Here is a 25,167-nt window from a genome sequence, read left to right as displayed (position 1 = left end):
TAATGATAGCAGAACAGCTCATAAATTATATGGTACCTCCGCTTAAACCCAACGATGATATTGCCAGAGCTAAGCAATGGATGGATGAGTTTAGGGTGAAGGAATTACCTGTTGTGAATGGAAGCCAATTATTGGGGTTTGTATCGGAAGAATTGCTCTACGATGAGGAAATCATGCACCCTGAGGTTGGAGCATATCCTTTGATGGGGCAAACATGCATCGTTCCATCAAACAGCCACTATTACGACATCCTGAAGGTGCAAAACGAGCACCGTATGGATATGGTAGCTGTAATAAAAGATCAGCAGTTTAAAGGTGTGGTTCTAATTTCTGATATTCTCAGAGAATTTGCTAAAACAGCTATCGTGAATGCCGAAGGAGCTATCGTCACACTGCAAACTAGCCTAAATGATTATTCTCTTTCAGAAATATCCCGTGTAGTTGAAATGAATGGCTCCACGATTTTAGGTGCCAATATTAAGCCAGACCTGGACGATCCGGCATTGATTGAAATCGTCCTTCGGATCAACCATCAGGACGTCAATCAAATTGCTACTGGTCTTTCTAAAAGCGGATATAAAGTCACTTCTTCATTCAATACAGAAGACAATTCCTTTGACGAAAAAGACAGGTATGGAATGCTGATGAAATTTCTAGATCCATGAGCGAGATAAAAAAAATAGCTCTACATGGACTGGTGATTGAAAAAAATTCAGAGAAGTATCTAACTCAGATAATCGATCGCTTAAAGATGGAGGGGATTGAGATTTGGTATACCTCACTATTCCATTCAAGAAATACCGAGCTCATAGATGAATCAGCGAACATTGCGACTGAAATCACACCCGACTTCTATGCGGTTTTTAGTTTGGGTGGAGATGGTACTTTTCTTGAATCGCTTTTATGGGTCGGTGAAAATGAAGTTCCGATTCTTGGTATTAATATGGGTCGGCTTGGGTTTCTGGCTTCCATTGCAAAAGAATATATCAAGGAGTCCCTCTATCTTTTGTTTAAAGGTGAATATGAAATTGAAAGCAGGTCACTTTTATCACTAGAAACCAACATGGACCTTTTCAAAGGCAAAACATACGCCTTGAATGAGTGTGCCATTCTTCGTAAAGACTCATCAGCCATGATCATGGTAAAGTGCTACATCAATGATCAATATTTAAACACCTATTGGGCAGATGGGTTGATGGTGTCAACACCAACAGGCTCAACAGGCTACTCCCTCAGTTGTGGTGGTCCGCTTATGATGCCAGATTCTAAAGATTTTATTATCACACCTGTAAGTCCACATAACCTAAATGTGAGGCCGCTAATTGTCTCTGATGATTCAGAGTTAAAATTTGAAATACAGACTAGAAACAGAAGTTTTCTAATCTCACTTGATTCCAGATCTGAAACGATCGAAAATGACGTTCATATAGTTGTAAAAAAAGCTTCATTCCAGGCTAAGCTTATTAAGATAGAGGGGATCAATTTCCCTGATACCATTAGAAATAAGCTCGGGTGGGGCTTTGATAAAAGGAATTAAATTTGATTTTAAGCTGAAATTTTGTTGAATTGGCAGTTTTTTCAGACGAAAAAGAACTTTCTTTTCCTACTTTTAAGCCTTGAGAATTAGTCTTTTATAACAGGAAGGCAAACAAAAGAATAATCAAACACATATTTTTGTGTTTATAAAGAGTGAATTATGAAACTCAAAAGCCTATTAGTAATTATCCTTTCTGTAGCCATGTTGGGGCTAGCGGATAATGCTGAAGCACAGCGAAAAAATAAGTACAAAGCAAGAAAGAAAACTAATCGAAAAGTTTCGCACTACAAAGGTGGTATTAGAGGATATGGTAGATTTGAGCCTTATCTTTTTGTGGGAGCACAGGTAAATGCCGGAAACTACTTTGGAGATTTGGCTCCTGTGAATAAAGCAGCAAGTACAGATGTTTCTTTCACCAGACCAGGATTTGGATTGTCCGGGGGTTATAAGTTTCATCACTCATTAGCTATAACAGCAGATATTAATTGGGTTAGAATATTTGGAGATGATTTTACATCTGACCCTGGGACGGAAGATGGGTTCCCCAGGTATGCCCGAAATTTGAGTTTCAGAAACGATATTAAAGAGTTCAGACTTGCGTTGCAAATATTTTTGTTCCCAAACCATGGAGGACCCAATCAAAGACTTCCATTCAATGCCTACCTGTCACTTGGAGGAACGGTGTTTCACCATGAACCTAAAGGAAAAGTGCCTGAGTTTGACCATCAGGCTGGTGGCACAGATTCAACCACCCCGGCCCCTCAGGCTGGTGAATGGGTTAAATTGAGACCTTTGGGGACAGAAGGACAGAATTTGGGCATTGTTGAACCGTACAAATCAATCGCCTTCTCACTTCCAGTAGCTCTTGGTGCTCAGATCAGGCTACCCAATACACAATTAAATGCAGGAATTGAGCTTGGCATTAGGTACCTCTTTACAGACTATATCGATGACGTTAGCACTGAATATGTTAGCCTGCAAACACTTGAAGATAATGATGGGGTTTTAGCAAGAATCATGTCTGACCGAGGTTCAGTCCCTGTTAGTTCCAAAGGGGAAGCTAGAGATATAACTAATTTGAGAATTCTTAATAACCATAATCAGGGTCATAGTTATTATATCGAAGGTAACGTCGGAACTGGAATTGATGGGTCAAGGCGTGGTAATCCAGACGATAATGACATGTTCTTCGTTACTCAACTCAAATTGAGCTATGTTCTGGGAAGCACTACCAGAAAAAGAGCGAAATACAGATAAAAATTGAAGAAACTATTTTTAAGCTTTCTTGTAATAATCAGCTTCAGTGCCAATTCGCAATTTATGGAGTTCGGTGGTGGAGTTGGATCAATGAACTACTCGGGAGATTTAGTGCGCGGGTTTAGTTTCAGCACTTCATCCATTGCGGGAACGGGGTTTTACCGCATGAATTTCTCTGAAATTTTAACTATTCGACTTGCATTAACGGTTGGGAAAGTTCGAGGCTCTGAAACGCCAATCGACGCATTTGCTGTCGAAAGAGGTCATTCCTTTAACTCTACTATTCTGGAATTCTCATCTGTTTTCGAGTACCATTTTCTCGATTTCAAAACGGAAGATTCAAGAGTAAACTATTCACCATATATTTTCGGAGGAGTTGGTTTCTTTAATTTTAGCGACGCGCCTGCAAATGAAGATGTAGGGTCTATACAACCAGTCCTGCCTGTTGGAGTTGGTTTCAAATACCTAATACAAAAAAAATATACGATCGGATTTGAAGCAGGAGCAAGGAAGACTTTCTTTGATCATTTAGATGGAATTTCTGATGGTGATCAAACGATCAAAGATTACCAATATGGCAACCCTAAGGATGATGATTGGTACTTCTTTTCAGGCATCACCTTTAGTATCACCTTGTTCAATGTTCCTTGCCCATTCCCTTATCGACCTAATCAGTCAATTCTTTCTCGTTAATAGAAGTTAAATCATTGGTTTTCATTCCCTTTAAGTAAAAAAAAGTCCATTTTTGTAGCCTTTTTGAAAATGGCGTTGGAGGAACTGAAAAATCAAATAGAGCAAAGCAACATCCCTGAGCATATAGCTATAATTATGGACGGGAATGGTAGATGGGCGCAGAAGCAGGGAGTGAAACGAATTTTCGGTCACCAAAATGCTATTGAAGCGGTACGATCTGCTACCGAAGGATCTGCAGAAGTTGGTGTAAAGCACTTAACACTCTATGCTTTTTCAACTGAAAATTGGGAAAGGCCCAAATACGAAGTGGATAGTTTAATGACCCTTCTGGTAAATACGATCAAGGATGAACTCCCAACGCTTCAAAAAAACAACATTAGGCTAAGTACGATTGGTGAAACTTCAGGTCTTCCAGCAAAAGCGCAGAACAGACTGCAAGAGGCAATAACATGCACAAAGGAAAATAGCGGCATGAATTTAATACTGGCTCTTAATTATAGTGGAAAATGGGATTTGGTAAACGCCATGAACCAAATTTTACAAAAAGAAATGACCTGCATCGAACCTTCAGACATAGATGAGCATCTATCAACTGCAGGAATACCGAATCCAGACTTGTTAATTAGAACAAGCGGTGAGATGCGGATAAGTAATTTCTTATTGTGGCAAATGGCCTATACAGAATTACACTTTACTGATGTACTTTGGCCCGATTTTAGAAAAAAAGATTTATACGAAGCGATTCTATCCTATCAAAAAAGGGAAAGAAGGTTTGGAAAGACGAGCGATCAAGTGAAAGCATGAAAAAAATATTACTAGTAGTTTTGGCCATTTTGGCCATTTGTGAATCTTATTCACAAGTTGTTTTCGGAAGAAATCAGGGCCAATCGAATGGAGGAGTGTCGATAAACTATTCCAGCCCAAAGGAATACGAAATCGCAGATATTGAAGTACGAGGCGTTCAATTTTTGGACAATAATGCGCTGATTTCTTTGTCCGGCTTACGTGTAGGAGATAAAATAAAAGTTCCAGGTGATGAAATTACCCAGGCAATCAAAAAGCTTTGGAATCAGGGCATCATTGGCAATGTTTCAATCTTTGCATCCAAAGTTGAAGGAGATAAAATCTGGTTAGTTATTGAGCTCAGTGAGCGGCCAAGATTGACCAAGTATATCATTGAGGGTGTGAGTAAAACCAAGCAGGGAGAAATTGAAGATAAAATAGGTCTCATAAGGGGTAAAGTTCTCACCGATGTAGTAATCAAAAACACTGAGCTTGCTGTGATGAAGTACATGGAAAGCAAAGGTTTCCTAAACGCGGAAATTGATGTTTTCCAACAAGCAGACACCATTCTTAGGAATAGTGCCTATCTGAAAATCGTTATCGATCAAGGCCAAAAAGTTAAAATTCGGAATATTCGATTTGACGGTAATGAAGCATTTACTTCTGCGAAGCTTCGGTCAAAGTTTAAGAAAACAGGAATGGTGCCTAAGTTTTCATTGCCTACTGAGATCATAGAAACCACTGCCAAAATGATTTGGCCACCTAATCTTTTCAATTTCATTAAGAACTCCAGGAAGGTTTCCAAGGAAGAGATGAGAGAGTACATGGCCACTCATGTTAATCTGAACTTCTTCAAAGCTGCCAAATTCGTCAAGGAAGATTATGAAGCTGATAAAGACTTCCTTATTGGATTTTATAACTCCAAAGGCTATAGAGATGCCGAGATCATTGCTGACACAACCTACGACATCTCCAATAAATACATGAATATTGACTTGAAGGTGGATGAAGGGGACAAGTACTACTTTAGAAATATTTCATGGACTGGAAATTACGTGTATTCAGACGATCAGCTTTCCAGAATATTAGCAATCGAAAAAGGAGACGTTTACGACCTTGACCTGGTTAATAAAAAGCTGAATTTCAATCCTAATGGAGCAGATATTAGCTCACTCTACATGGATGATGGCTATTTATTCTTCAGTATTAATCCAGTGGAAGTAGGTGTGCAGCAGGATTCGATAGATCTTGAAATGAGAGTCTACGAAGGTGCACAAGCTACCATCGATAAGGTGATAATCAGCGGAAACAATAAAACGAACGACCATGTAATCCTACGCGAGCTTAGAACCCGTCCGGGAGACAAGTTCAGTAGGGCTGAATTGATCAGAACGCAGCGAGAACTTTCTCAACTTGGATACTTCGATCCGGAGCAAGTGAACCCTGTTCCAATTCCTGATCCAATCAACGAAACAGTAGATATAGAATGGCAACTTGTCGAGCGATCCAATGACCAAATCGAGCTTTCCGGAGGATGGGGAGGTGCCTTTGGTTTCGTTGGTACTTTCGGAGTTACATTCAATAACTTCTCAGTAAGAAATATTACAAAGCCTGAAAACTGGAGAGGCTTGCCAGTGGGTGATGGTCAAAGTCTATCACTTAGATTCCAGGCCAATGGTCGAAACTTCCAGAGTTACTCATTTAGTTTCGTGGAACCATGGCTGGGAGGAAGAAAGCCTAACTCCTTCGGATTAAGCTACAGCAAGTCCATACAACGATCGATCAACCGTTTTAGCAATGAAACCTTGGGTTGGCTAAAAGTTACGGGTGTTTCAGCATCACTCGGAAGAAGAGTGAAATGGCCGGATGACTTTTTTACAGTAAGTACGGGTGTTTCTTACCAACGATATGACCTTTTCCAGTTTGGTAGTCGCTCACTTGGATTTAACACCGGAGACGCCAATAGTTTCACTTTAAATACCACAATTGCAAGAAACTCAGTGAATCAGCCAATGTATCCACGTAATGGATCAAGTTTATCTCTAAGTGCATCATTCACGCCTCCATTCTCACTTTGGAGAGACCTGGATTATGAGAACGCAACACCAGAGCAGAGATACAAATGGCTAGAATACCATAAGTGGAATTTTGATAGTAAATATTATCTGACATTGGCAGGTAAACTGGTACTAGCTGCAAGAGCGCACTTTGGCTACATTGGGTCGTACACCAGCACCGCAGACGTGGGACCATTCGAACGGTTCCAGCTTGGGGGAGACGGACTTACGGGTCAAAACTTCCTGCTTGGTACTGATGTTGTAGGATTAAGAGGCTATCCAAACAACTCCATAACCCCATTCGATCAGGAGAATAATATTGAGGGGGGTACACTCTTCAATAAGTATGTGATGGAGGTCAGGTACCCGATTTCACTAGCTCAGTCAGCCACAATCTATGCACTAACATTTGTTGAGGGGGGTAATAACTGGGATCGATTTGCAGAGTTTAACCCTTACAACATAAAAAAATCTGCGGGTGTGGGCCTTAGAATCTTTATGCCAGCGTTTGGACTAATGGGAATTGATTGGGCATATGGATTTGACAGAGTACCCGGTACACTTCAAAATGCAGGTCCTCAGTTCCACTTCTCCATTGGCCAACAGATACGCTAATGTGTGGGTCTAAATAACAACGCTATGAAAAAGATATCTCTACTGTTTTTTGGTCTGATTCTTACCACGACTACATTTGCGCAAAAATTTGGGTATGTAGATACTCAATACATTTTAGAGAAAATGCCTGAGTATAAAGATGCACAGGCTGAAATTGAAAAGTTAGCAAAAGGCTGGGAGGGAGAAATCCAGGACATGTACCAAAAGGTAGAAGCTATGGAAGTAGAGTTAAAAGCTGAAGAAGTCCTGTTGACCAAAGAAATGTGGGAAGAGCGGAACGCGGAGATTGAACGAAAGTGGAACGAAGTAAAGGAATACCAGCAATCGATTTTTGGCTTTGATGGTCTTTATTTTCTTAAGAAAAAAGAACTTGTGAAGCCCGTTCAGGATCAAGTGTTCGAGGCGGTAGAGCGTGTTGCTAAGAATAACAGACTACAAATTGTTTTTGATAAGTCAGGAGATCTGGTGATGATCTATACGGATCCTATCCATGATTACACTGATTTCGTGCTTGAAGATCTTGGATTGGTAGAAAATCAAAGTGTAGATAATAATTGAGCATAAAATTTGAATCTTAATTGAACCAACGGACGAAAGTCCAAACCATAAAAACGAAAAGTTAATTAGATATGAAAGCTAGAATTTTACTAAGTACTGCCCTTGCTGTAATCGGTTTTGGAGTAATGGCGCAGTTAAAAATAGGCTATACAAATGTAGAGTACGTTTTGAGCCTTATGCCTGAAGCAAAACAAATTGAAAGTGAGCTATCCGCTTACGACAAACAGCTATCTGCTCAGCTTGAAGCAAAGTATGCAGACTATCAGGCTAAAGTTGCAGACTATCAGCAAAATGCACAAGGATATACTGACGTTGTGAGAGCTGATAAAGAAAGCGAAATTGTCAATCTGCAAACTTCCATTCAGGAATTTGAGCAAAACGCTCAAAACTCTATGTTAAACAAAAGAAATCAGCTACTTCAGCCAGCTTTCGAAAAAATAGGGACAGCTATTGAGCAGGTTTCTAAAGAGAATGGATACTCGCATGTATTCAACATGACAGCAAATGGGCAGAGCATCCTTCTTTATGCTCGTGAAGAAGATAATGTAACGAACCTTGTGTTGAAAAAACTTGGTATTGATCCACCAGCAGGAGGAAACAAATAAAAGCAGAGCATTAAAATTCAGCCCCACTTGTCCACTGACTTGTGGGGCTTTTTTATGCTATCACGATACCGAACACGAGCCCACCAACAATAATAAGCGGAGTAGGAATTTTTGTAAAGTGCATCATACCAACTGTCGCAAACAAAAGGATAAAATTTATAGGCTTCTGCTCCATAGGCATGAAGAGTAAAAATGCAGCGGCTATCACCATTCCGGCACTTACTGCTACAATTCCCTCCAGAGAAGCTTTAACTATTCGGTATTTTTTTAGTTGTTCCCAAAAACGGATGACAAAAAATATCAAAAAGGTACCCGGCAAAAACACTCCAATAGCTGCCATGCCCGCTCCCAATAGTTGACCTGCCATACCCAAATCTCTGGCACTAATCGCCCCAACATAAGCACTAAATGAAAACACAGGACCTGGGATCGCTTGTACAAAACCATACCCAGAAACAAATTCCTGGGATGTCAGATACTGCTTAAACTCCACAAATTCAGTATAAAGCAACGGCACCAACACCTGACCTCCACCAAAAATCAAACTGCCATTACGGTAAAAATTCTCAAAAAGCTTGATGGGTTGATACTGAGTTACTCCACCTAACACTGCAGCAAATACCAGAACCGACACCCACAAAATAAGGTTGGCCCATTTGACTTTGATGCGTTCTTTTTCTTCGATCGGTTGCTTCTTATATTTCCACGTGGTAGCCAGCCCGCCAAACAAAATCAAAATCGGAAAGGCATAAGGAGACTTAAAAATAAATGACGCAAAAGCCGACAGTATCATTAATCCAACGCCAACTTTGGTGTTGACCACCTTGATTGAAATACGGTAAGATGAATACGCCACAATGCCAACGGCAATCGGCTCTATGAACCGGATAAAATCAAGTGAAAAATTCAAATCCTGGGCGGTGGTGACCAAAATAGCCAATGTGGTCATGATACAAAAGGCTGGAAACATCCAAACCAGCAAGGTGAGGTATGCAAGATTTGGACCTCCTATTTTATAGCCTAGCGCGGTGATGGTTTGTGTGGAAGTAGGTCCCGGAAGAATCTGGCACAAAGCATATAACTCAATAAGGTCTTCCTCTGTTAGATAGCCTCTCTTCCCCACCAAGAGATCAAGAAACATCCCAAAATGTCCCTGAGGACCACCAAAAGCAGTTAGGGATAAGATGGAGACATCTTTCAAAAAAATGATATTTCTAACTCTTCTAATAGACATTACCTAGGCCTTCAGTCCTATTTCTTTAAGTCTTTCATCCAGAAACTCACCAGCTGTAATGTCTTCAAATGATTTTGGGTTTTCTTTATCAATACATCCTTCCAAACAGGAAAGATCCATCTCAGAAACGGGGTGCATAAAGAATGGAATAGAGAATCGAGAGGTATGCATTAGCTCCCTCGGCGGATTTACCACACGGTGAATTGTTGACTTCAACTTGCCGTTGGTGTGACGCTCAAGCATGTCCCCCACATTCACCACAATCTGATCAGGAAGTGCCGTGATTGGAATCCACTTCCCATCTCTTCGAAGAACTTGTAGTCCATCAGCGCTTGCGCCCATCAATAAAGTGATCAAATTGATATCTCCATGTTCGGCAGCTCTAACTGCATCGGGTGGAAGTGAATCCGGGTCATCAATTGGGAAGTAATGGATTGGCCTAAGAATGCTATTACCCTCCTGTACCTTATCATCAAAATAATTTTCCGGAAGCTCAAGGTAAAGTGCAATGGCCCTAAGCATATGAATACCTGCTTGCAATAAGGTCATATAGGCCTCTGAAGTGTGTTTTTCTAATTCAGGAACCTCCTCAGGCCAAATATTATCGGGATAATCCGGGCGCTGATTTTCTGGTGGCTGGCCAACATGAAAAAACTCTTTCAAATCACCCGTATTGTGACCCTTGGCTTTCTCCCGACCCTTGCTTATATAGCCTCTCTGCCCGGCAAGCTCAGTCTTTTCGTACTTTTTCTTTACATCATCCGGCAACCTGAAAAACTTCTCAACCGTCTCATAAAGATTTGTGGTTAGCTCATCGGACAGACCATGGTTTTTGATAGAAACGAAACCAATATTGGTATAAGCTTCACCAAGTTTAGCCACAAATTGTTTCTTCTGTTCAGGTGTTCCATTGGTAAAATCAGCTAAATCAAGCGATGGAACCTTATCATATAATATTTCTTCCATGTCAAGTCAAATTTGCCTAAGCAAGATAAATCAGAATAAAAACATAGTGAAAATCAATGTAAAATACTCCTCAGAACTTCTAGTGATTTAGGTTTTGGAATATGCGCGTGATGTTGATAGTAATCCAGAATGACGTTAAGTTTTTCATTTCTGGATTCATGATTCAATGGAATTTCTGCCCCATATTTTTCATTCATGAGCCGGTCCATGACATGATGCGTTTCAACAGATGGGGCCAATCTTTCTGTTGAGCTAAAGAGGTTGTCAATTTCATCCACTGCATATCCTAAAAACGGACCAAGCTTCAATAAAAACTGCAAATGAAAGTTGGCCACTCCGTGCTCTAACAGATCCAGTGCTTTGATTGATTCTTTAGCAAAATCAAATAACTGTGGATTTGGCGATTGTTCAGACTGGAGCAGCTTAGAAAATACTTCAGATAAAAACATCGTAATCGCGCTTTTAGTAAGGTCACTATGGATTGTATGCAGTGGGTAATGATTTTTAAACTCCGAGATTCGCTGTAGGTCACGTGTTTCCTTCACATACAAAATCAACTCTAAAATAGAAAAGGGTTGAAAATACCCAATGCTCTTTTTTGATTTCGCACTTCTGATCGAGTTTACAATGTATGACCCGTATCCGTTTTCTTCAGTGAAGATTCGGGCGATAATCGAGCTATCACCATATTTCATATAGCTCAAAACAATGCCGTTTGATTTGACAATCATTAGCGTATGACGGCTATTTTACCAACATATGTCTCTTCTCCCGATGATGTGGAGCTGAAGAATAAATACACACCGGTACTTACTTTTCCGCCATTTTGATACGTCAAATCCCATGATGAAGAGCCTCCATTTGCATCCAACTCCTGCACAAGGTTCCCATTGATATCCGTTACTTTAATATTTACATTGTTTGCGAGACCCGTAAGACCTACAAGTCCATCATAATTTGGCCTTACCGGGTTTGGAAAAATGTTCACATTTTGATGCACTTCCTGTCCTATAGAAGAAGCACTTCGATAAGAAACCATTCCATTATCAGTAAGCACAAACACTTCGCCATTTCTGGAATTATAATCCAGCTGAATTATCCTATTTGATGGTAACGGGCTGTTAGACTCATTAAAAACGGCTACCTGTTTTGAGACGTTTTCATCAAATACCCAGAGGCCATTATTAGTCCCAAACCAAATCCTATTTCCTCCGTCGGTCAGCACAGCATTGATTGATTGATCCTCAAATAATGTTCTGCCTTCAAAAGAGGGTCTAAGTGCTTCCGAAAATGAAAAAATAAATGATGCATTGTCAAAAACCGCAGGCCCTTTTGAAGTGCCAACCCATGCATTATCCTCTACGCTGATATCGACATCTATAAAAGCAGAAGGCAATCCATCAGAGGTACTGATGATATCAGCATTTTCTTCAAATGGTTCGAAAACAGTAATAGTGCCTGATGAAGAACCCAGCCATGCTACCCCAAATTCTGAGATATCAATGGTGAGAAATTCATTGTCAAAAAGCTGCGTGCTGGTAAATGAGCTCCAAACATTATCGCTTCCAAGTATATGAAGCGGATTGTTGTTGCTAAAAGAAGAAACCCACAGTTGATCACCCCCAGCAAGTGCCGTTATCACCGTATCCAATGACGAGGAACTTTGAGGAATATCCGTAATGATCTCCTCATTAAATTCATCATATAGACCATCACCTATAGATGAAAAATAGCGATTGCCGTTCATAATGGCGACATCCGATACATTAGTAAATCCCTCGATGCTGGTGATTTCCCACCTTCCATTACTAAAAAAAGAGTAAAAAGGATATTGAACATTACCAGCATATGAAAAGGGAGATGGGGCGTGAAAACCGTAAAGATTATTTTCTAACACTCGAAAATTGGAGAATATATCGCTGATTGGTCCATCCGGCGAAAGACTGTTGCCTTCTACATCCTGAAGGCCATCCATTCCATCTGCCAGAAAGAACTGACCGTCTATACTGACGATGGCATTCACAGCGCTGCTCTGAGTAGTTGCCAGCTGATCAAACCCAGAACCGCTGAATTCGTAAAGAATTCCATTCTTATCGCTGGTGACCAATTGATTATTAACGTTAAATATCCTGGTCGCTGAAGCTGGTAAATCCACGCCTGTATCGGCCCATGAAGAATTTAATTGCATCAGGCGCTCACCGGATAGGGCAAATAAATTATCTGAAGCTAGCGTTAAGCTGCTAAAGCCGGCGGTTCCGACATACATGTTCCAATTACTAAAATCCAGCAGGTTTTGATCAAGGTTACCGGATTGAATCCCTTCATCTGTTCGAATTATGAGTGAATTATTTTGGGAAATGATTTCTAATACCCGAACCTCATTACCTCCTGCTCCAATTTGAATGAAATTCTCAACAATTTGCCCACTCGCAGTATTGACAACTATAACACCCAGGTCGGTCGCGAGATACGTTCTTGTTTGTGTAAACGCTATGTCGTTTATGGTTTTATCAACATTCAAACTACTTTTCGCTAAGTCTGAAATAGATCGTATTCTATCCTCAAATACAAAATCCACAAACCCGGAACGATAGCCAAGTACCAGTACATTTTGATTGTCATTATAAGCCATCGCTGATATTCCGACATCCGACAACCCATCGACCTTGGAAAGCTTCCTCGTTTCCCCCGATAGTAGATCCCTGCTAAATAGTCCCGTCTCTGAGGCACAAAAGATTTTATCAGGTGTGGAAACAAGGTGCTGGGCGTTTTTATAACTAAAGTGCGTTCGCCAGGTCCCCACGGCTATATCCTGGGCAAACAAGCCTGAAAGCAGCATGGCCACCAGGCTACTTAGTGCCAACCGCCTCAAAAAAGCAAGATCTGCAAAGCGCTTCATAAACATCCTTTTCTCCTAAAACTATTGTCTGCTTGGATTTAGTGCGCCGATGCGAGTATGAAGCCACATTTCCACACTTCATACAAACCGCATGTACCTTGGTGATATATTCCGCAATAGACATCAATGCATCCATAGGTTTAAACGGCCGCCCCTTAAAATCCATATCCAGACCTGCAACAATCACACGCATGCCTTGATTGGCCAGCTGATCTGCAACACTTACAATCTCATCATCAAAGAATTGCGCTTCATCAATACCCACTACCTCGCAATTTCCCGCACGTAGTAAAATGTCATTCGCAAAATTCACTGGAGTAGAAGGAATCGAGGAATCTTTGTGTGACACGATCTTTACTTTGTCGTATCGCTTATCTACGGCAGGCTTGAAAATCTCCACATGCTGGTTTGCAAGCATTGCACGATTCAAACGCCTGATCAGCTCTTCGGTTTTACCGGAAAACATGGACCCGCAAACAACTTCGATCCACCCGCCTCTACGTAGGGTTCCTTTGCCAATATGTGGTTCTACGAACATCTATTTTGAATAAGTCAAGTGTGGTAATTGTGTTTCTTTAGGCACCTCTATGGTTACATCTCCAATAGGAATGGTTTGGCAGGTAAGGCGCTCATCTTCTCGCAATTTATTCAATTTCGCATACTGCTCCTCAGGTCTTGTTCGTGGAGTAAGGTTTTCCATTCCACTCAAGATTTTTGCTTTACAGGTAGTGCACCGACCCTTGGCTCCACACGCGTGCATCCAGTCTGTCGCTGAAAGCAAAATATCCAGCAAACTTTCCCTTTTATCCTCACAATGAATAGATTTACTTTGTAGGTTAGCTATTACGACTGTTGGCATCCTTATCAAATTTCAAGAATGCAAAAGAAACTAAACGAAGACTTTATAGACGATTATTGCGAGAAATTTGCTTCCAAAGTGACTGCCGAATTTTTCAGCAATGGAAAAGAGGTCATAACCGGGAAGGAAATTTTAAAAGTCACCCCATCCAAGCAGGTCAATTTCTTTGTTATTAAACTGCTATTCAGATATTGGCAGGAAGAAACAAAAAAACTGGAGAGCCCATTCTTCAACTACAAGCACGATGAAGTACGGCAAGCAATGATCCAGTTTATGAATGTGCTGTCACAACACATTGAGATCAATCGTGAGAAATTTGAAACGCTATTAAATCATGCGGTAAAGGACACACTTTACCTGGCTGCCATGCCACAAGCTTATGTGGAAATAGATTTGGATAGCAGGGGTATAGAGTTAATCAAAGAAAAGACTGTCGAGGGTACTGTCAAATACCTCAAAATCCACAAGCAGGAGATTCAGAATTTCATGTCTGACATGAAAGGTCTCACAATCGATGATGTAATCGACGAGCTTCCGGAAGAGTTTGAAGACTTTGACACCACAGAAGCGGTGAGTGAGGAGTGCAAGCTCTTAAGCAAAGTGTTGGAAATCACCGTTGATAAAATTTTCTCTGATGATCCTAACATTGATGAATTTGATGAAGATGATCTGTTTGCACCCGGAGAGGAAGACCTGGTAGATGAAAGACCTGTTGCAAAAAAGACAGCCCCCGATGCTCAAGCTGAAAGTGAGGGAGTAGAAATAAGTAAGGAAGACGAGGCAATGTCTGAAGAAGACATTCAGGAAGAAGAAGCACAAAGCAATCAACCTGAAGAAGAGGACGAGGAAGATGATATTCCACAGTCCCAAAAGGAAGAAGAAGAGCCGGAAGAAGATGAAGAGGAGGAAGAACCTAAAAAAGAGGTTCGTTCGCCGGTAATGCTGGAGGATGACGATAGAGAAGATGACTTCCCCGAAGAGACGATCAACAAGCAATTTGAAAAAGAGGAAGAAACCCTGGCTGAGCACCATGAAAAAGCGCCACAAGAAGGGAGTATATTAAGCCTTATCTCACTCAATCATCGCTACATGTTTATCAAGGACTTGTTTCGAAATGATAAAGATGAATTTGAGAAAGCGCTCGTTGAGCTGGAAGGGTACGACAGCTTCGATGCATCCGTTGAATTTTTAGTGCAGGGCTATGCCAAACACAACGAATGGGATATGCAATCCGATGAAGTAAAAGAGTTTTTGAAAGTACTATTTAGACGGTTTAGATGATCTTCAATGAGACCCTGAAATAAATTCAGGGTGACTCTATTCTGAATTTCCTGTCATGCTGAACTTGTTTCAGCATCTCAAAACTTCACCGCCAACCCTGCCTTAAAAAAGAAAGGTACACCCGGAGTGAAATGAATCTCAGAAACGGATTCAGTTTCATTTGCCAACCTCGACTCTGTATCAAACTGGGCCTCTCTCCAGTCTACATCAAAAACATTTTCAATAGCTAGCGATATCGTCCAGGCCGGACGATCGTAAGCAATATTTACATCCGAGAGGAAATAGCCTTCAGCGATAACCGAGTTATCTTCATTTGCCGCACGATCTTTAATATATCTATATCGAATGCTGCCACTCAAATTTTTTCCCTGATAGGTTAAGCCTCCAATACTTGTGAAAGTAGGTGCCAGCGGAATAAAATCGTTTCCTTCTGTTTCATCCAGAGCACTTGGATCGGCATAGTTCAAATTGGAGTAGATGAATAACTGATCCGATAGCTGATAGTTGATACCTACATCTACCCCCGTCCGTTTCGTCCGACCACTCGGCTCTACGATACCTGCGTCTCCCACGTATACAAACTCCTGCTCCAGGTATAATTCCCAGTAAGCCACATCTATAAATAAGCGATTGAAGGGCCGATAAACCGTTCCAAAATCATAGCCCCATGCAGCAGGAAGTGTGTTCTGGCCTTGTTCTCTTAAGACCACCCGTGTATCGTTGCTGTGAAACCCTCGGCCAGACTTGGCATAGAGCTGCCAGTTATCCGTAGGCTTGTATACAATATTGAGCTTAGGAGAAATAATTGCCTGGCTCGCCGACTTTCTACTATATGTCGGTTGCAAAAAGTCGACCTCCTCCATACGAAAGTGATCTGCCCGCACTCCAAGGTTGAACATCCATTGGTTGAGCTCCCAGGTTGCATTGGCAAAAGCAAACCCGTTGAACTCATCAATGTCTGCCAGTGCAATGGAGTCAAGGGTTTCTGTTCGGTTTCGGGTATGTGACAACTCTACGCCATCAATGTCATCATAGCGAAACCCTGCACCTGCAATGAGTGTCAGATCTCCGGAAGCCATCTGAGTGCCGTGATTATATGATGATTGAATGCCATAAATCGTTCGAGATTCCTTTTGTCTGATCTGATCCCCGTTAACAGGGTCATCCAGGAAGAAAGTGAAGTTGGAATACAATTCGAAATCATATTTGGATACGAATGCTTTGGTTTCCATGAAATCACCATTATCAAACGAAGAAGTATAGTCAATCAGGAAATTTTGACGTGAGGTCTCCCCTCCCTCCGTATCATCAATAGCGCCAAAACGGTCAATCTGCCCTGACTCCACCGCCCGGATCGGGATTTGGCCTGACGCATCCCATTTGCTCTGAAAAGTGGAAGCCTGCATAGTGAGGAAGTCATTTCCCATTTTCACATGGTATTTTCCAAAAAGATTGAGTCGATTAAAATTTTGTGGTGAATCAAATGGACCATCAGATAACAAATATTCGGTGGCAATGTATGCGTCACTGTTCTGATTTCCTTTGATCAGGTCAATCATGCTCACGGTTCGCATCGTATTAAATCGACCTCCTTCTATTTTTACATTGCTTTCACTTATGCGATCAAAGGTGTTGAAGTCTACATAGCCTGCTGTAGTGAAATTGCCTTTTTCTGCATAGTATGGTCCTTTCCCAAAATCAACCCCCTGTACTGTTTCCGGAATAAGAAAATGCAAATCTGCATAGCCTTGTCCATGCGCATGCGAAACCATATTCACCGGAATTCCATCGGCAGTAATCTGAATATCAGTGCCATGGTCAATGTCAAACCCTCTTAAAAAAATCTGCTCCGCTTTCCCTCCACCTGCATGCTGCGCAATGAACAAGCCCGGAACTTTTCTGAGAATCTCCTGTGAGGAGTTTACGGGGTTGAGTTTAAGGTCAACTTGCTTAATCTTATTAAGTGTGTTGATCTCGGGTGTGATTACAACCTGTGACAATTCAACAGGAGCTGAAGTAAGTGAGATGTTCCAATCGGTTTCCGTTTCAACAACAAACTGCCTCCGTTCATAGCCCACCATCGAAACGAAAATGGAATCTCCAATTTGAGTGTCTTTCAGTTGAAATTTACCGGCTACATCTGTATGCGCATGAATGTCTCGTGTGAGGTTATAAACGGTTACAAACTCCACTGGCGTATTGGAGTCTGCATCCATTATTTGCCCCGAGGCTACCTCTTGAGACCATCCACAAAGGACATACAGTATAAAAAAAATAGTGAGAACTGATTTCATTGAATAAGTGCTGTTTGGAAATTGCTTTCCCTACTTACGGTATTTACGACGGGTAAAGATTTGATTTCCTTTCCCCGAATAAAAAACCGCCAAACAAACAGTCTGAAAGAAAGTTATGAAGCCAGAAGGGTGCGAGGATAAAAGAATCGTTTATCTAACTCTAACCTCACAATAAATTCATAATTTTAGCTCTTGCAAAAATGAGTCTGCCTAAGCAACAAATCGATCAAGACCAACTGGTCAACCGCCTGCGGGCAAAAGAAGCGGATGCATTCAGCTACCTATACGATAATTATTCTGCAGCTATATATGGTTCGATCTCCCGAATAGTCAATAATGAGGATGTGGCACAAGAGGTGCTCCAGGATGCTTTCATGAAATTTTGGGATAAAATCGAACAATACGATTCTTCAAAAGGCCGTTTTTTCACCTGGATGGTGAATATCAGCCGAAATCTGGCGATCGATAAATTGCGATCAAAAGAAATGAAGAAGGTTGGGAAAACCGATAATATAGAAACCTACGTAACTGGTATTGAGCGATCGAAATTAAACCACCTAAATGTCGATGGTATTGGCTTGAAAGAGACGCTTACCAGCCTCCGCGATGAAGAAAAATTCATCTTAGAGATGGTGTATTTTAAAGGTTATACCCAATCAGAAATTTCGGACGAATTTGATATTCCGCTCGGCACGGTAAAAACGCGCCTGAGAATGGGATTGAAGAATATGAGAAAAGTATTGCAAGTAGAGTGAACATAGAAGAATACATATCGTCAGGCATATTAGAAGCCTATGTGATGGATCAGCTGTCCGCAGCTGAGCGCGCAGAGGTGGAGCAAACTGCCGCACAGCACCCGGAGATCAGGGAAGAACTCGATGCTATTGAGCTCTCTATGGAAACCCTTGCTTTTGCTACCGCTGTGAAACCACCCGAAGGCATGAAAGATAAACTCATGCAGCAGATAGGTGAGTCAGAAAAAGAAACTAAAAAAGAAGCTCCAGTGGTGCCTATGCAATCAGACAAGAGCTTTGGTGTGCTGAAGTATGCTGCTGCCGCATCAGTATTTGTCGCACTGGCTTCTGCAGTGATGGCATTTACTTACTGGAAGAAATGGCAGGGAGCTGAAGATCGACTGGCAAATATGATTGCGCAAAACCAGCAATTTGCCGAGAACTACAATCAGGTGAACCAGCAATTGGATAACATTCAGGATGCGGTCGCCATCATGAACAACACTTCCTATAAACGAGTGGTGATGGCCGGAACGGACAATTCACCGGAAGCGCAAGCAACCGTATACTGGAATGAGGCAACAGCAGATGTATACCTCAGTATTCAAAATCTTAAAGAACTTTCACAAGATCAGCAGTACCAGCTGTGGGCCATCATTGATGGCAAGCCGGTAGATGCAGGGGTGTTTGATCCGAACTCGGGCAACTTCCTGGTTCAAATGAAAAACATTACTTCCGGAGCAGCAGCCTTTGCTGTGACCATAGAGCCTCGTGGCGGTAGCGAAAACCCATCGCTGGAGACCATGCAGGTGGTGGGGAATGTGTAAAGGGTTGATTTGTCCTTAGTTAATTGGTAATTAGTACTTCACTATCCCCCTGCCTACCGCAGGCAGGCTTGCGAAGCGACAAAGGAGCGAGACTTGGGGATCTCAAATCAAATCTTCAACTAAAAACATAAATCATCTTATCATTGCAGCCATGCTCAAATTCTTCAAAAAGAAACCAAAAGAAAAACAACCGCCGCAGCTGTTGGATATAGATGGCCACCTCATCATGGAAGGAGATGAAGTAATCGCTCAACGATACGAATTGGGTAAATGCAAGGTGGAGCTGGAAGGATTGCAGTACTTCTATGTCTCACAGCATTCAGGACAAAAGGTGAGCTACGTGAAAATGATTGACGCAATCACGGGACATCAGAAAGTAAAGAAAGTGGGGTCTTAATAGCTCCTGCCTGTCATTTTTTCTTGATCATTCCATACCATTTCGTTAGCTCCTGATCCATTCCACGCTCAAGAGAAATGTAAAGCAACGTGACCATGGTAAACCCAATCCAAATCACATCATCGAGGCTAGTGCCAAACACCGTGCGGGTTACAATGGCTCCAAGCATCACCACCGCTAAGGTGAATGCTGCATATTTATTGGCCTTGGGTATGAGAATACCTATGCCTCCGAGGAATTCAAGCACTCCAATAAAATACATAAAATAAAGGCCGTACCCCCAGCGCTCAATAAATGCGGTGGACCAGAACCCTTCTGCATCAAATTTTTCCCAGCCATGCGGAATGAAGGTATTCGCATAGTTTGCAGACATCAGAAACAATAGAACCTTTTTGAAAATAGTCATCTTTTTATTCTTAAAGATGAGGTATTCTGACGTAACCAGGACTGACGCTAGGCCAATTTGGGATGAACTATTGCTGAAATGGGATCATTTTCCATTTCGGAATTCCCAATTAAATCGGTCATTATTTTGTCAATAGACTCCCGATGAGATTTGCTTGAGGTTAAGGGCTTCCCATCGTTCATGACCACCAGGTATTCACCGTTTCGCCAGTGACTTAGCTGTCGAATGTAACCTGGATTTACGATGGTCGATTTGTGAATGCGCAAGAATGGTGTGCCAAGCCGTGCAGCCAGCGACTTCAGAGTCTTGCGAGTACGATAAGTACCGTTTTGTGTTTGAATGTTAAGGTAGTTGCCCTCCGACTGTAGGTAGCAAATCGAATCTTTTTCAAGTACATGGTAGACGCCATCCCGCGTACGGATGGTTAGCGTTTTATGATTTGATTGGCGAAGCAAAAAATAGTATACGATAGCTGCTATAATCAATATTCTCAAAAAGGCACCAGGGGATGTAGATATGACCACAAGCCATACATCCGCCAAAACAGAAAAGGGATTAGCATCCATCATTCCAATCAGATTTTTTAAGCTGAAATCAATCAGGATATCAAACATGCGGATGAAAGGGCTGATCAATAGTGCAATGAAAATGACCTGAATTATGATTCGATTACGATTAATATTTTTTCGCTGAGTGTAATGGATCATCCCAATGGTAATTGCCGTCCAGCTCACTATCGGGGTAAGGAAATAAAAAGAGATATCTAGCAATTGATAGGGTGTTGGTGCTTCGTTCGTGTGGATCAGCATGAGCCAGTTTGAGAAAAACGAAATCAACGCAAGAAAGAAGGAAATCAGTATGGAAAAACCAATGACTTTTCGGTGTTGGGCTATTGTATCAATCACACGCATCATCCTGATTTACGTCATCGGCAGTTTCAAGTAGTTAAAAATACACGAGTGGTGAGAGTTTTTTAACGCTTTGGGAGTATCTAACTCCACAGATCCATGGATGAAGAAATTTCCTTTACTACCTCTTTCACCTGGTCATCCATCTGTTTTCGGGATTTAAAACGAAAGAGGGGAATTCTCTTTCCCTTATCAGGAAGTTTGATTTCAAAAGTGTAATAATGATCCTGGTACCCTTCCTGAAATGGACTTACAAAAGCGGTTCTTCTGTGATAGTCTACAGATAGCTCCGGTGAATCACCACTTTCAATCACCAATTTATCAATGGCTTTTTGAACGATAATTCTATTAGTATCTCTATTAAATACGACTGAAATCGGATCTGATAAAATGTGAGAAGTAAAAGGAACGCCAACCAGAATAATTGCTAAAAGACCAAGCTTCCATGATCCTGTCTGAAAAGCATAAAACCCAAGAATTCCTCCTCCAATTAAAGCGAGAATGAACCAAACGATCATTCCGCCATTCGAATTATTGATTTTAAAACCCCATGGATAACGATCTAATTTATAGCCGTTTTGCTTTAATAAATCGAGCAGCATATTACAATTTAGCGAATTAACTAGTAGAAATCTCTTTTTTCAATTCCAGAATATCCTGCAAATAAATCTGCTCTAAAACTTCAACATAGGGCCGCTGATGATAATATCCTTTTTTGAAGTATTCCTCTGCTTTGTCCAGCGCTTTCAATGCCAGGTCAAACTGCCCCCTGGCTATATAGATGCGTGCTTTGTGGTAAAAGCAGTCAGACAGGTTGGGGTAGTACTTCAATGCCCGATCAAGTTCAATCATCGCTTCGTCCAAACGCTCCAGCTTAAGGAGTGCAAGTCCTTTGTATAGAATAGCATAAACATCCACCCACGACTCACCTTCTTCATCTGTCACCTTTTGGATGTAACGATTTAAAAATTCAAGAGCCTTTTTATAATCCTTCAAACCATAGTAGCAAATGCCACGCATGTAATCATGGCTTTGCCCTTGAGAGTATGCTACCTCGCCTATTTTTTGATCGTTGAGATTAAAGTCTGCAATGGCTCGCTCGTAATCCCTGTAAAAGTACAGATACACATATCCCCGAAACCCTGACCATTTTTCGGGTTTCAATCGTACTGCCTGTACATAGTTGGTGTAAAACTTGTCTGGAATTCCACGCTTGAGATATGCAATAGCTGCCTCACGCCAGGCATCCCCATTTGTAGAATCTAACCGCAGTGCTTCCTCCAGCTGAAACTGGTCTGCCACTGAACCCTGATAATGATACCAGTAGCCTCCAAGCCATAGTCGATCTGCATACTCCACCTTCTGCTCCTCCGTAAGGTCCTTTTGGTACCACGCTCTTTGTTCACAAGCAGTGAACGCAATAATCATGATCGTGCTAAGGAAGTATATCGATGATTTCACCATTATCAATATTAAATGTGATGTAGAAATAGGCATCCCGAGCTTCGTTTCTTGTTGTTACTGATCGCCAGTCCTCCAACTTTTGCAAAATGCCATATAAATGATCGATGGTCTCCTGACGAAACTCGATCGGTTGATAATTCAAATCATATCCATCCACTACAAACCGTCCCGCTTTTCCCTCGCAGTTTACTACGAAACGGAATACCAGTCTACCACTTTGATCAAAGAGCTTGGCCTTGTCAAGATTGGAATAAATGGTATCTAACATCGCTTGCTTGCTATGCAGATATCTTCCATCAGGGGTAGAATTATAATAATCAGCTATTCGTGTTTCATGCCCACAAATTTTGAAATCTGCATCATCGCTAATTGTGTTTTCCGGATCGATATACGCAACACGCCTTTTATTGTGATTTGACAGCTTTTCAAATTTTGAAAGGGGCATCTGTTCAATCAGTTCGGTTTGGTACGTAGATTCATCATATATCCGTTTACCTCCGTAATAGCCTAATTCTTCTAAATAATACGACTCACTGACATATTGATTGACAATGGAATCAAGCTCATGATCTTTTATTACCGCTTTCGACTTAAGTATTTTTCCTGCTATTCCTGAGATGATGGTATCGGAGACACTAAGCTGCGTGTCTACCTCCTTATAGATTTTCCCGTTTGATTCGAATACTTCCTCAAAAACCACATCCTCGTTGTTGATAAAATCCTGTAGAAATGGTTTTCTGATGTCAGCAATAGTTGTGTCAGCTCGCCAAATACGCATCCCACTATCCAGCCTCATTGAGGTACCGACGATGCTATAATATCGTTGACCCGTAAGCTCAAATCCGGCATTATAAAATCTTGCTGTGTATTTATCAATGCCAGTCTTTTCATATACTGAATAGTTAATTCGAGTTCGCTTGGTTCCATCCGTATTTTTTGGCAAATAATGCGTGTAAAACTTGCTGGCATACCCTTCTTCAAATACATCATCTGGTGGGTAATATTTAAATACCGGATGATCTTCGGATTGCTTGCTGCACCCCAGAAGGAGGGGCACGAAAATCAGGATAATAAGTCTCTTCAAATGGCAGGTGATTTTGTAATACCCGCCAAAATACAAAAGTTTGTTTAAAGCATACGAGGTAAGATTTTTCTATCCATCTTCAAGCTACCCCCTCCCTGAAGGGTGTTGCGAAAAACTGCCCTTTAGGGAATTTAAAAGGGTAATATCTAACTTGAACTACAATCTCGAAAAATCTTCCTCGATTTCAGAAACCTTAAATCCGCTTTTTGAGAATCATTGACATTTTGTTAAATACAAAACCCCGACCATCCTCATGACCGGGGCATCTATCACCAACCAGCTATAAATCGCGTGTGACGCGAGATATAATTGTTCTTTAACCTACGCAGTGTTAAATCATTTTGGATTTCACTATTAAAACTATTTATCCGTTTATGGTTGATTTAATTTTTTTCTTCGTCATCGGTCCTAATTCGTAGCTCGCCTCAAGAGATTCCTCCAGGTACTTTTCCGCCTTTGAGTCTCCCGCGGCATGATACACTGTGCCCATGTGATAAATCACATCCGGCTCGAAGGTCTTACCCTCCACGTTTCGCTGATAAATCTCCAGCGCTCCATTGGTGTTTCCTTGCTTGTGAAGTGTCCAGGCCAGCCAGTCGTAAGCTGCAGGAGTTGGCCTATTGGTTATCTCTTCCTGAGCCAGCGCCAAAGCCTTATCAAACTGCCCACGATCGCTATATATTTCGATGAGGTATTTATTGTACATGCCCCCATATTGAGGCTTAGAAGATTCCGCCACAAATTGATTGATAAGTTTCTCCGCCTCAGCTTCATTGCCTTCATACTCATATATTTCAGCAAGAGGCAAATAGTAGTCAGGCATAGCCGTTTTTGCTTGCAGATTCTCCAGAATTTCACGTGCTTCATTTGTTTTTCCGTCGTGGGAAAAGGCCACCCAGGCAATACCTTTTAAGGCATAGTCATACGTGGAGTCCATGGCAAGCACGTCTAAATATTTTTGATAGGAATCCTGAATTCGGCCTGCATGACCATACATATCTCCAAGGTTAGCAGTAGCCCAAAGCAAGCGTTCTTTTTGATGTCTTTTAATGAGGCTGTGAGCTTCTTCCATGTAGTAGATGGCAGAGTCCAGATCACCTTCATAGTCTTTGTACTTAGACAATCGAACCAGATAATCGAATGATTCCATTCGTCTGTTTTCTTTGAGAATTGCATATGCCATTTGATAGTTGCCAAGCTCCATTTCTGCATCAAATTGCATCAATAGTGGACCAAATTTTTCGTCGGTCAATTCTCTGGCTTCTACCGCATATTTAGCAGCAGATTCGAAATCATGTTTCTTGATGGAAATGCTACTCAGGCTTAATAGGCTTGGAACCTTCCACTTTTGTTGGGTTAGCTTTTGAGAAATAGCGAACGTGCTATCCGCCTTGTGCAGGTATTGCACCTCGCCGGTTTTTTCGAATAGCTCACTGTACGCTGCACCTAGTTTTTCATAATAGATAAACCCTTTTGGCTCCTCCTTGATCTTACCTTTCCAAAGAATGATGTTCTTATTTATGTGAGATAAGTCCGATGGTTCAACAGCAAGGAACACCTGATAATCAGCTGAATTGCTGATGGGTTCGCTCTTTTGTTGTGTGCAGCTGAAAATCGGCAGCAACGTCATGAGGTATAATTTCTTAGTCATAGCTTTTTGGTTTTGGATAGAGAAGAAAGAACCACCCTTGATCCCGGAAGACCAAAAG

At 41.4% G+C, this 25,167-nt stretch carries 25 protein-coding genes; 12 read left to right on the top strand and 13 right to left on the bottom strand.

Annotated features, from left to right (window positions below; genetic code table 11):
• Window positions 1-2 precede the first annotated feature (2 nt).
• From CHB71_RS02010 to CHB71_RS01975, 8 genes are all read left to right on the top strand, one after another.
• Window positions 3-665: a CBS domain-containing protein gene (locus tag CHB71_RS02010; RefSeq protein WP_089355203.1), complete on the top strand. Its 663-nt coding sequence runs from the start codon at window positions 3-5 to the stop codon at window positions 663-665.
• Window positions 662-1,537 (top strand): NAD kinase, encoded by an 876-nt coding sequence (locus tag CHB71_RS02005; protein WP_089355202.1) that lies wholly within the window; start codon window positions 662-664, stop codon window positions 1,535-1,537. The genes CHB71_RS02010 and CHB71_RS02005 overlap by 4 nt, the downstream gene beginning before the upstream one ends.
• Window positions 1,538-1,696: 159 nt before the next feature.
• Window positions 1,697-2,794: a hypothetical protein gene (locus CHB71_RS02000; protein ID WP_089355201.1), complete on the top strand. Its 1,098-nt coding sequence runs from the start codon at window positions 1,697-1,699 to the stop codon at window positions 2,792-2,794.
• 3 nt (window positions 2,795-2,797) lie between these two features.
• Entirely contained in the window at window positions 2,798-3,487 is a 690-nt protein-coding gene (porG, locus tag CHB71_RS01995; RefSeq protein ID WP_144017301.1) for a type IX secretion system protein PorG, read from the top strand.
• 84 nt (window positions 3,488-3,571) lie between these two features.
• Complete coding sequence (locus CHB71_RS01990) at window positions 3,572-4,291, top strand: isoprenyl transferase (RefSeq protein WP_089355602.1); 720 nt, start codon at window positions 3,572-3,574, stop codon at window positions 4,289-4,291.
• Window positions 4,288-6,942 (top strand): BamA/OMP85 family outer membrane protein, encoded by a 2,655-nt coding sequence (locus CHB71_RS01985; RefSeq protein ID WP_089355199.1) that lies wholly within the window; start codon window positions 4,288-4,290, stop codon window positions 6,940-6,942. Before CHB71_RS01990 ends, CHB71_RS01985 begins: the two co-directional genes overlap by 4 nt.
• Window positions 6,943-6,966: 24 nt before the next feature.
• Window positions 6,967-7,500, top strand: coding sequence for an OmpH family outer membrane protein (locus CHB71_RS01980; protein WP_089355601.1), 534 nt, complete (start codon window positions 6,967-6,969; stop codon window positions 7,498-7,500).
• Between the two features lie 71 nt (window positions 7,501-7,571).
• Window positions 7,572-8,105: an OmpH family outer membrane protein gene (locus CHB71_RS01975; protein ID WP_089355198.1), complete on the top strand. Its 534-nt coding sequence runs from the start codon at window positions 7,572-7,574 to the stop codon at window positions 8,103-8,105.
• A gap of 52 nt (window positions 8,106-8,157) precedes the next feature.
• On the opposite strand, the gene chrA is transcribed toward CHB71_RS01975, so the two are convergent.
• The 6 genes from chrA to CHB71_RS01945 are packed head-to-tail and all read right to left on the bottom strand — an operon-like array spanning window position 8,158 to window position 14,063.
• The gene (chrA, locus tag CHB71_RS01970; RefSeq protein WP_089355197.1) at window positions 8,158-9,339 is read right to left on the bottom strand and encodes a chromate efflux transporter; all 1,182 of its coding nucleotides are present in this window, start codon (window positions 9,337-9,339) and stop codon (window positions 8,158-8,160) included.
• Window positions 9,340-9,342: 3 nt separating this feature from the next.
• A complete protein-coding gene (locus tag CHB71_RS01965) occupies window positions 9,343-10,305 on the bottom strand; it encodes an isopenicillin N synthase family dioxygenase (RefSeq protein ID WP_089355196.1) in 963 nt (320 codons plus the stop codon).
• Between the two features lie 53 nt (window positions 10,306-10,358).
• Window positions 10,359-11,036 (bottom strand): DNA repair protein RecO, encoded by a 678-nt coding sequence (gene recO, locus CHB71_RS01960; RefSeq protein ID WP_089355195.1) that lies wholly within the window; start codon window positions 11,034-11,036, stop codon window positions 10,359-10,361.
• A complete protein-coding gene (porZ, locus tag CHB71_RS01955; protein ID WP_144017300.1) occupies window positions 11,036-13,204 on the bottom strand; it encodes a type IX secretion system anionic LPS delivery protein PorZ in 2,169 nt (722 codons plus the stop codon). Before porZ ends, recO begins: the two co-directional genes overlap by 1 nt.
• Window positions 13,155-13,742 carry a thymidine kinase gene (locus CHB71_RS01950; protein ID WP_089355193.1) on the bottom strand — a complete coding sequence of 196 codons (588 nt, stop codon included), beginning with the start codon at window positions 13,740-13,742 and terminating at the stop codon, window positions 13,155-13,157. Before CHB71_RS01950 ends, porZ begins: the two co-directional genes overlap by 50 nt.
• A complete protein-coding gene (locus CHB71_RS01945; protein WP_089355192.1) occupies window positions 13,743-14,063 on the bottom strand; it encodes a 2Fe-2S iron-sulfur cluster-binding protein in 321 nt (106 codons plus the stop codon).
• Window positions 14,064-14,081: 18 nt separating this feature from the next.
• Here CHB71_RS01945 and CHB71_RS01940 point away from each other — a divergent pair, with 18 nt between their 5' ends.
• On the top strand, window positions 14,082-15,344 hold the full coding sequence (locus tag CHB71_RS01940; RefSeq protein WP_089355191.1) for a hypothetical protein: 1,263 nt from the start codon (window positions 14,082-14,084) through the stop codon (window positions 15,342-15,344).
• 77 nt (window positions 15,345-15,421) lie between these two features.
• On the opposite strand, the gene CHB71_RS01935 is transcribed toward CHB71_RS01940, so the two are convergent.
• Window positions 15,422-17,638, bottom strand: a complete 2,217-nt coding sequence (locus CHB71_RS01935) for a TonB-dependent receptor (protein WP_089355190.1) — start codon at window positions 17,636-17,638, stop codon at window positions 15,422-15,424.
• 200 nt (window positions 17,639-17,838) lie between these two features.
• Between CHB71_RS01935 and CHB71_RS01930 the strand changes: the two genes are divergently transcribed.
• The 3 genes from CHB71_RS01930 to CHB71_RS01920 all read left to right on the top strand — a co-directional run bounded on the left by CHB71_RS01930 (window position 17,839) and on the right by CHB71_RS01920 (window position 19,596).
• Window positions 17,839-18,393, top strand: a complete 555-nt coding sequence (locus tag CHB71_RS01930; protein WP_245811199.1) for an RNA polymerase sigma factor — start codon at window positions 17,839-17,841, stop codon at window positions 18,391-18,393.
• Window positions 18,390-19,199 (top strand): anti-sigma factor, encoded by an 810-nt coding sequence (locus CHB71_RS01925; RefSeq protein WP_089355189.1) that lies wholly within the window; start codon window positions 18,390-18,392, stop codon window positions 19,197-19,199. The genes CHB71_RS01930 and CHB71_RS01925 overlap by 4 nt, the downstream gene beginning before the upstream one ends.
• Before the next feature lie 151 nt (window positions 19,200-19,350).
• A complete protein-coding gene (locus tag CHB71_RS01920; protein WP_089355188.1) occupies window positions 19,351-19,596 on the top strand; it encodes a hypothetical protein in 246 nt (81 codons plus the stop codon).
• 13 nt (window positions 19,597-19,609) lie between these two features.
• On the opposite strand, the gene CHB71_RS01915 is transcribed toward CHB71_RS01920, so the two are convergent.
• The 6 genes from CHB71_RS01915 to CHB71_RS01890 form a co-directional block, all read right to left on the bottom strand.
• Window positions 19,610-20,002: a DoxX family protein gene (locus CHB71_RS01915; RefSeq protein WP_179213281.1), complete on the bottom strand. Its 393-nt coding sequence runs from the start codon at window positions 20,000-20,002 to the stop codon at window positions 19,610-19,612.
• A 47-nt stretch (window positions 20,003-20,049) separates the two neighbouring features.
• Window positions 20,050-20,916, bottom strand: a complete 867-nt coding sequence (locus tag CHB71_RS01910; RefSeq protein ID WP_089355186.1) for a LytTR family DNA-binding domain-containing protein — start codon at window positions 20,914-20,916, stop codon at window positions 20,050-20,052.
• Between the two features lie 77 nt (window positions 20,917-20,993).
• Entirely contained in the window at window positions 20,994-21,512 is a 519-nt protein-coding gene (locus CHB71_RS01905) for a hypothetical protein (protein WP_089355185.1), read from the bottom strand.
• Between the two features lie 16 nt (window positions 21,513-21,528).
• The gene (locus CHB71_RS01900; protein WP_179213279.1) at window positions 21,529-22,374 is read right to left on the bottom strand and encodes a tetratricopeptide repeat protein; all 846 of its coding nucleotides are present in this window, start codon (window positions 22,372-22,374) and stop codon (window positions 21,529-21,531) included.
• Window positions 22,346-23,458, bottom strand: a complete 1,113-nt coding sequence (locus CHB71_RS01895) for a hypothetical protein (RefSeq protein ID WP_144017299.1) — start codon at window positions 23,456-23,458, stop codon at window positions 22,346-22,348. Before CHB71_RS01895 ends, CHB71_RS01900 begins: the two co-directional genes overlap by 29 nt.
• Window positions 23,459-23,822: 364 nt before the next feature.
• A complete protein-coding gene (locus CHB71_RS01890) occupies window positions 23,823-25,109 on the bottom strand; it encodes a tetratricopeptide repeat protein (RefSeq protein ID WP_089355182.1) in 1,287 nt (428 codons plus the stop codon).
• Between the last annotated feature and the right edge of the window lie 58 nt (window positions 25,110-25,167).

The organism is Ekhidna lutea (assembly GCF_900188325.1).
In the GTDB taxonomy this organism is placed as follows: Bacteria; Bacteroidota; Bacteroidia; order Cytophagales; family Cyclobacteriaceae; genus Ekhidna; species Ekhidna lutea.
The sequence above is the reverse complement of the archived record's forward strand: the minus strand, read 5'-3'. Positions and strand labels throughout refer to the sequence as shown.

Excerpts from the sequence above, each read along its gene's own strand:
- CHB71_RS02010 (WP_089355203.1), top strand. The coding sequence starts at position 3 with ATGATAGCAGAACAGCTCATAAATTATATGGTACCTCCGCTTAAACCC.
- CHB71_RS02005 (WP_089355202.1), top strand. The coding sequence starts at position 662 with ATGAGCGAGATAAAAAAAATAGCTCTACATGGACTGGTGATTGAAAAA.
- CHB71_RS02000 (WP_089355201.1), top strand. The coding sequence starts at position 1,697 with ATGAAACTCAAAAGCCTATTAGTAATTATCCTTTCTGTAGCCATGTTG.
- CHB71_RS01985 (WP_089355199.1), top strand. The coding sequence starts at position 4,288 with ATGAAAAAAATATTACTAGTAGTTTTGGCCATTTTGGCCATTTGTGAA.
- CHB71_RS01980 (WP_089355601.1), top strand. The coding sequence starts at position 6,967 with ATGAAAAAGATATCTCTACTGTTTTTTGGTCTGATTCTTACCACGACT.
- CHB71_RS01975 (WP_089355198.1), top strand. The coding sequence starts at position 7,572 with ATGAAAGCTAGAATTTTACTAAGTACTGCCCTTGCTGTAATCGGTTTT.
- chrA (WP_089355197.1), bottom strand. The coding sequence starts at position 9,339 with ATGTCTATTAGAAGAGTTAGAAATATCATTTTTTTGAAAGATGTCTCC.
- CHB71_RS01965 (WP_089355196.1), bottom strand. The coding sequence starts at position 10,305 with ATGGAAGAAATATTATATGATAAGGTTCCATCGCTTGATTTAGCTGAT.
- recO (WP_089355195.1), bottom strand. The coding sequence starts at position 11,036 with ATGATTGTCAAATCAAACGGCATTGTTTTGAGCTATATGAAATATGGT.
- porZ (WP_144017300.1), bottom strand. The coding sequence starts at position 13,204 with ATGAAGCGCTTTGCAGATCTTGCTTTTTTGAGGCGGTTGGCACTAAGT.
- CHB71_RS01950 (WP_089355193.1), bottom strand. The coding sequence starts at position 13,742 with ATGTTCGTAGAACCACATATTGGCAAAGGAACCCTACGTAGAGGCGGG.
- CHB71_RS01945 (WP_089355192.1), bottom strand. The coding sequence starts at position 14,063 with ATGCCAACAGTCGTAATAGCTAACCTACAAAGTAAATCTATTCATTGT.
- CHB71_RS01940 (WP_089355191.1), top strand. The coding sequence starts at position 14,082 with ATGCAAAAGAAACTAAACGAAGACTTTATAGACGATTATTGCGAGAAA.
- CHB71_RS01935 (WP_089355190.1), bottom strand. The coding sequence starts at position 17,638 with ATGAAATCAGTTCTCACTATTTTTTTTATACTGTATGTCCTTTGTGGA.
- CHB71_RS01930 (WP_245811199.1), top strand. The coding sequence starts at position 17,839 with ATGAGTCTGCCTAAGCAACAAATCGATCAAGACCAACTGGTCAACCGC.
- CHB71_RS01920 (WP_089355188.1), top strand. The coding sequence starts at position 19,351 with ATGCTCAAATTCTTCAAAAAGAAACCAAAAGAAAAACAACCGCCGCAG.
- CHB71_RS01915 (WP_179213281.1), bottom strand. The coding sequence starts at position 20,002 with ATGACTATTTTCAAAAAGGTTCTATTGTTTCTGATGTCTGCAAACTAT.
- CHB71_RS01910 (WP_089355186.1), bottom strand. The coding sequence starts at position 20,916 with ATGATGCGTGTGATTGATACAATAGCCCAACACCGAAAAGTCATTGGT.
- CHB71_RS01905 (WP_089355185.1), bottom strand. The coding sequence starts at position 21,512 with ATGCTGCTCGATTTATTAAAGCAAAACGGCTATAAATTAGATCGTTAT.
- CHB71_RS01900 (WP_179213279.1), bottom strand. The coding sequence starts at position 22,374 with ATGGTGAAATCATCGATATACTTCCTTAGCACGATCATGATTATTGCG.
- CHB71_RS01890 (WP_089355182.1), bottom strand. The coding sequence starts at position 25,109 with ATGACTAAGAAATTATACCTCATGACGTTGCTGCCGATTTTCAGCTGC.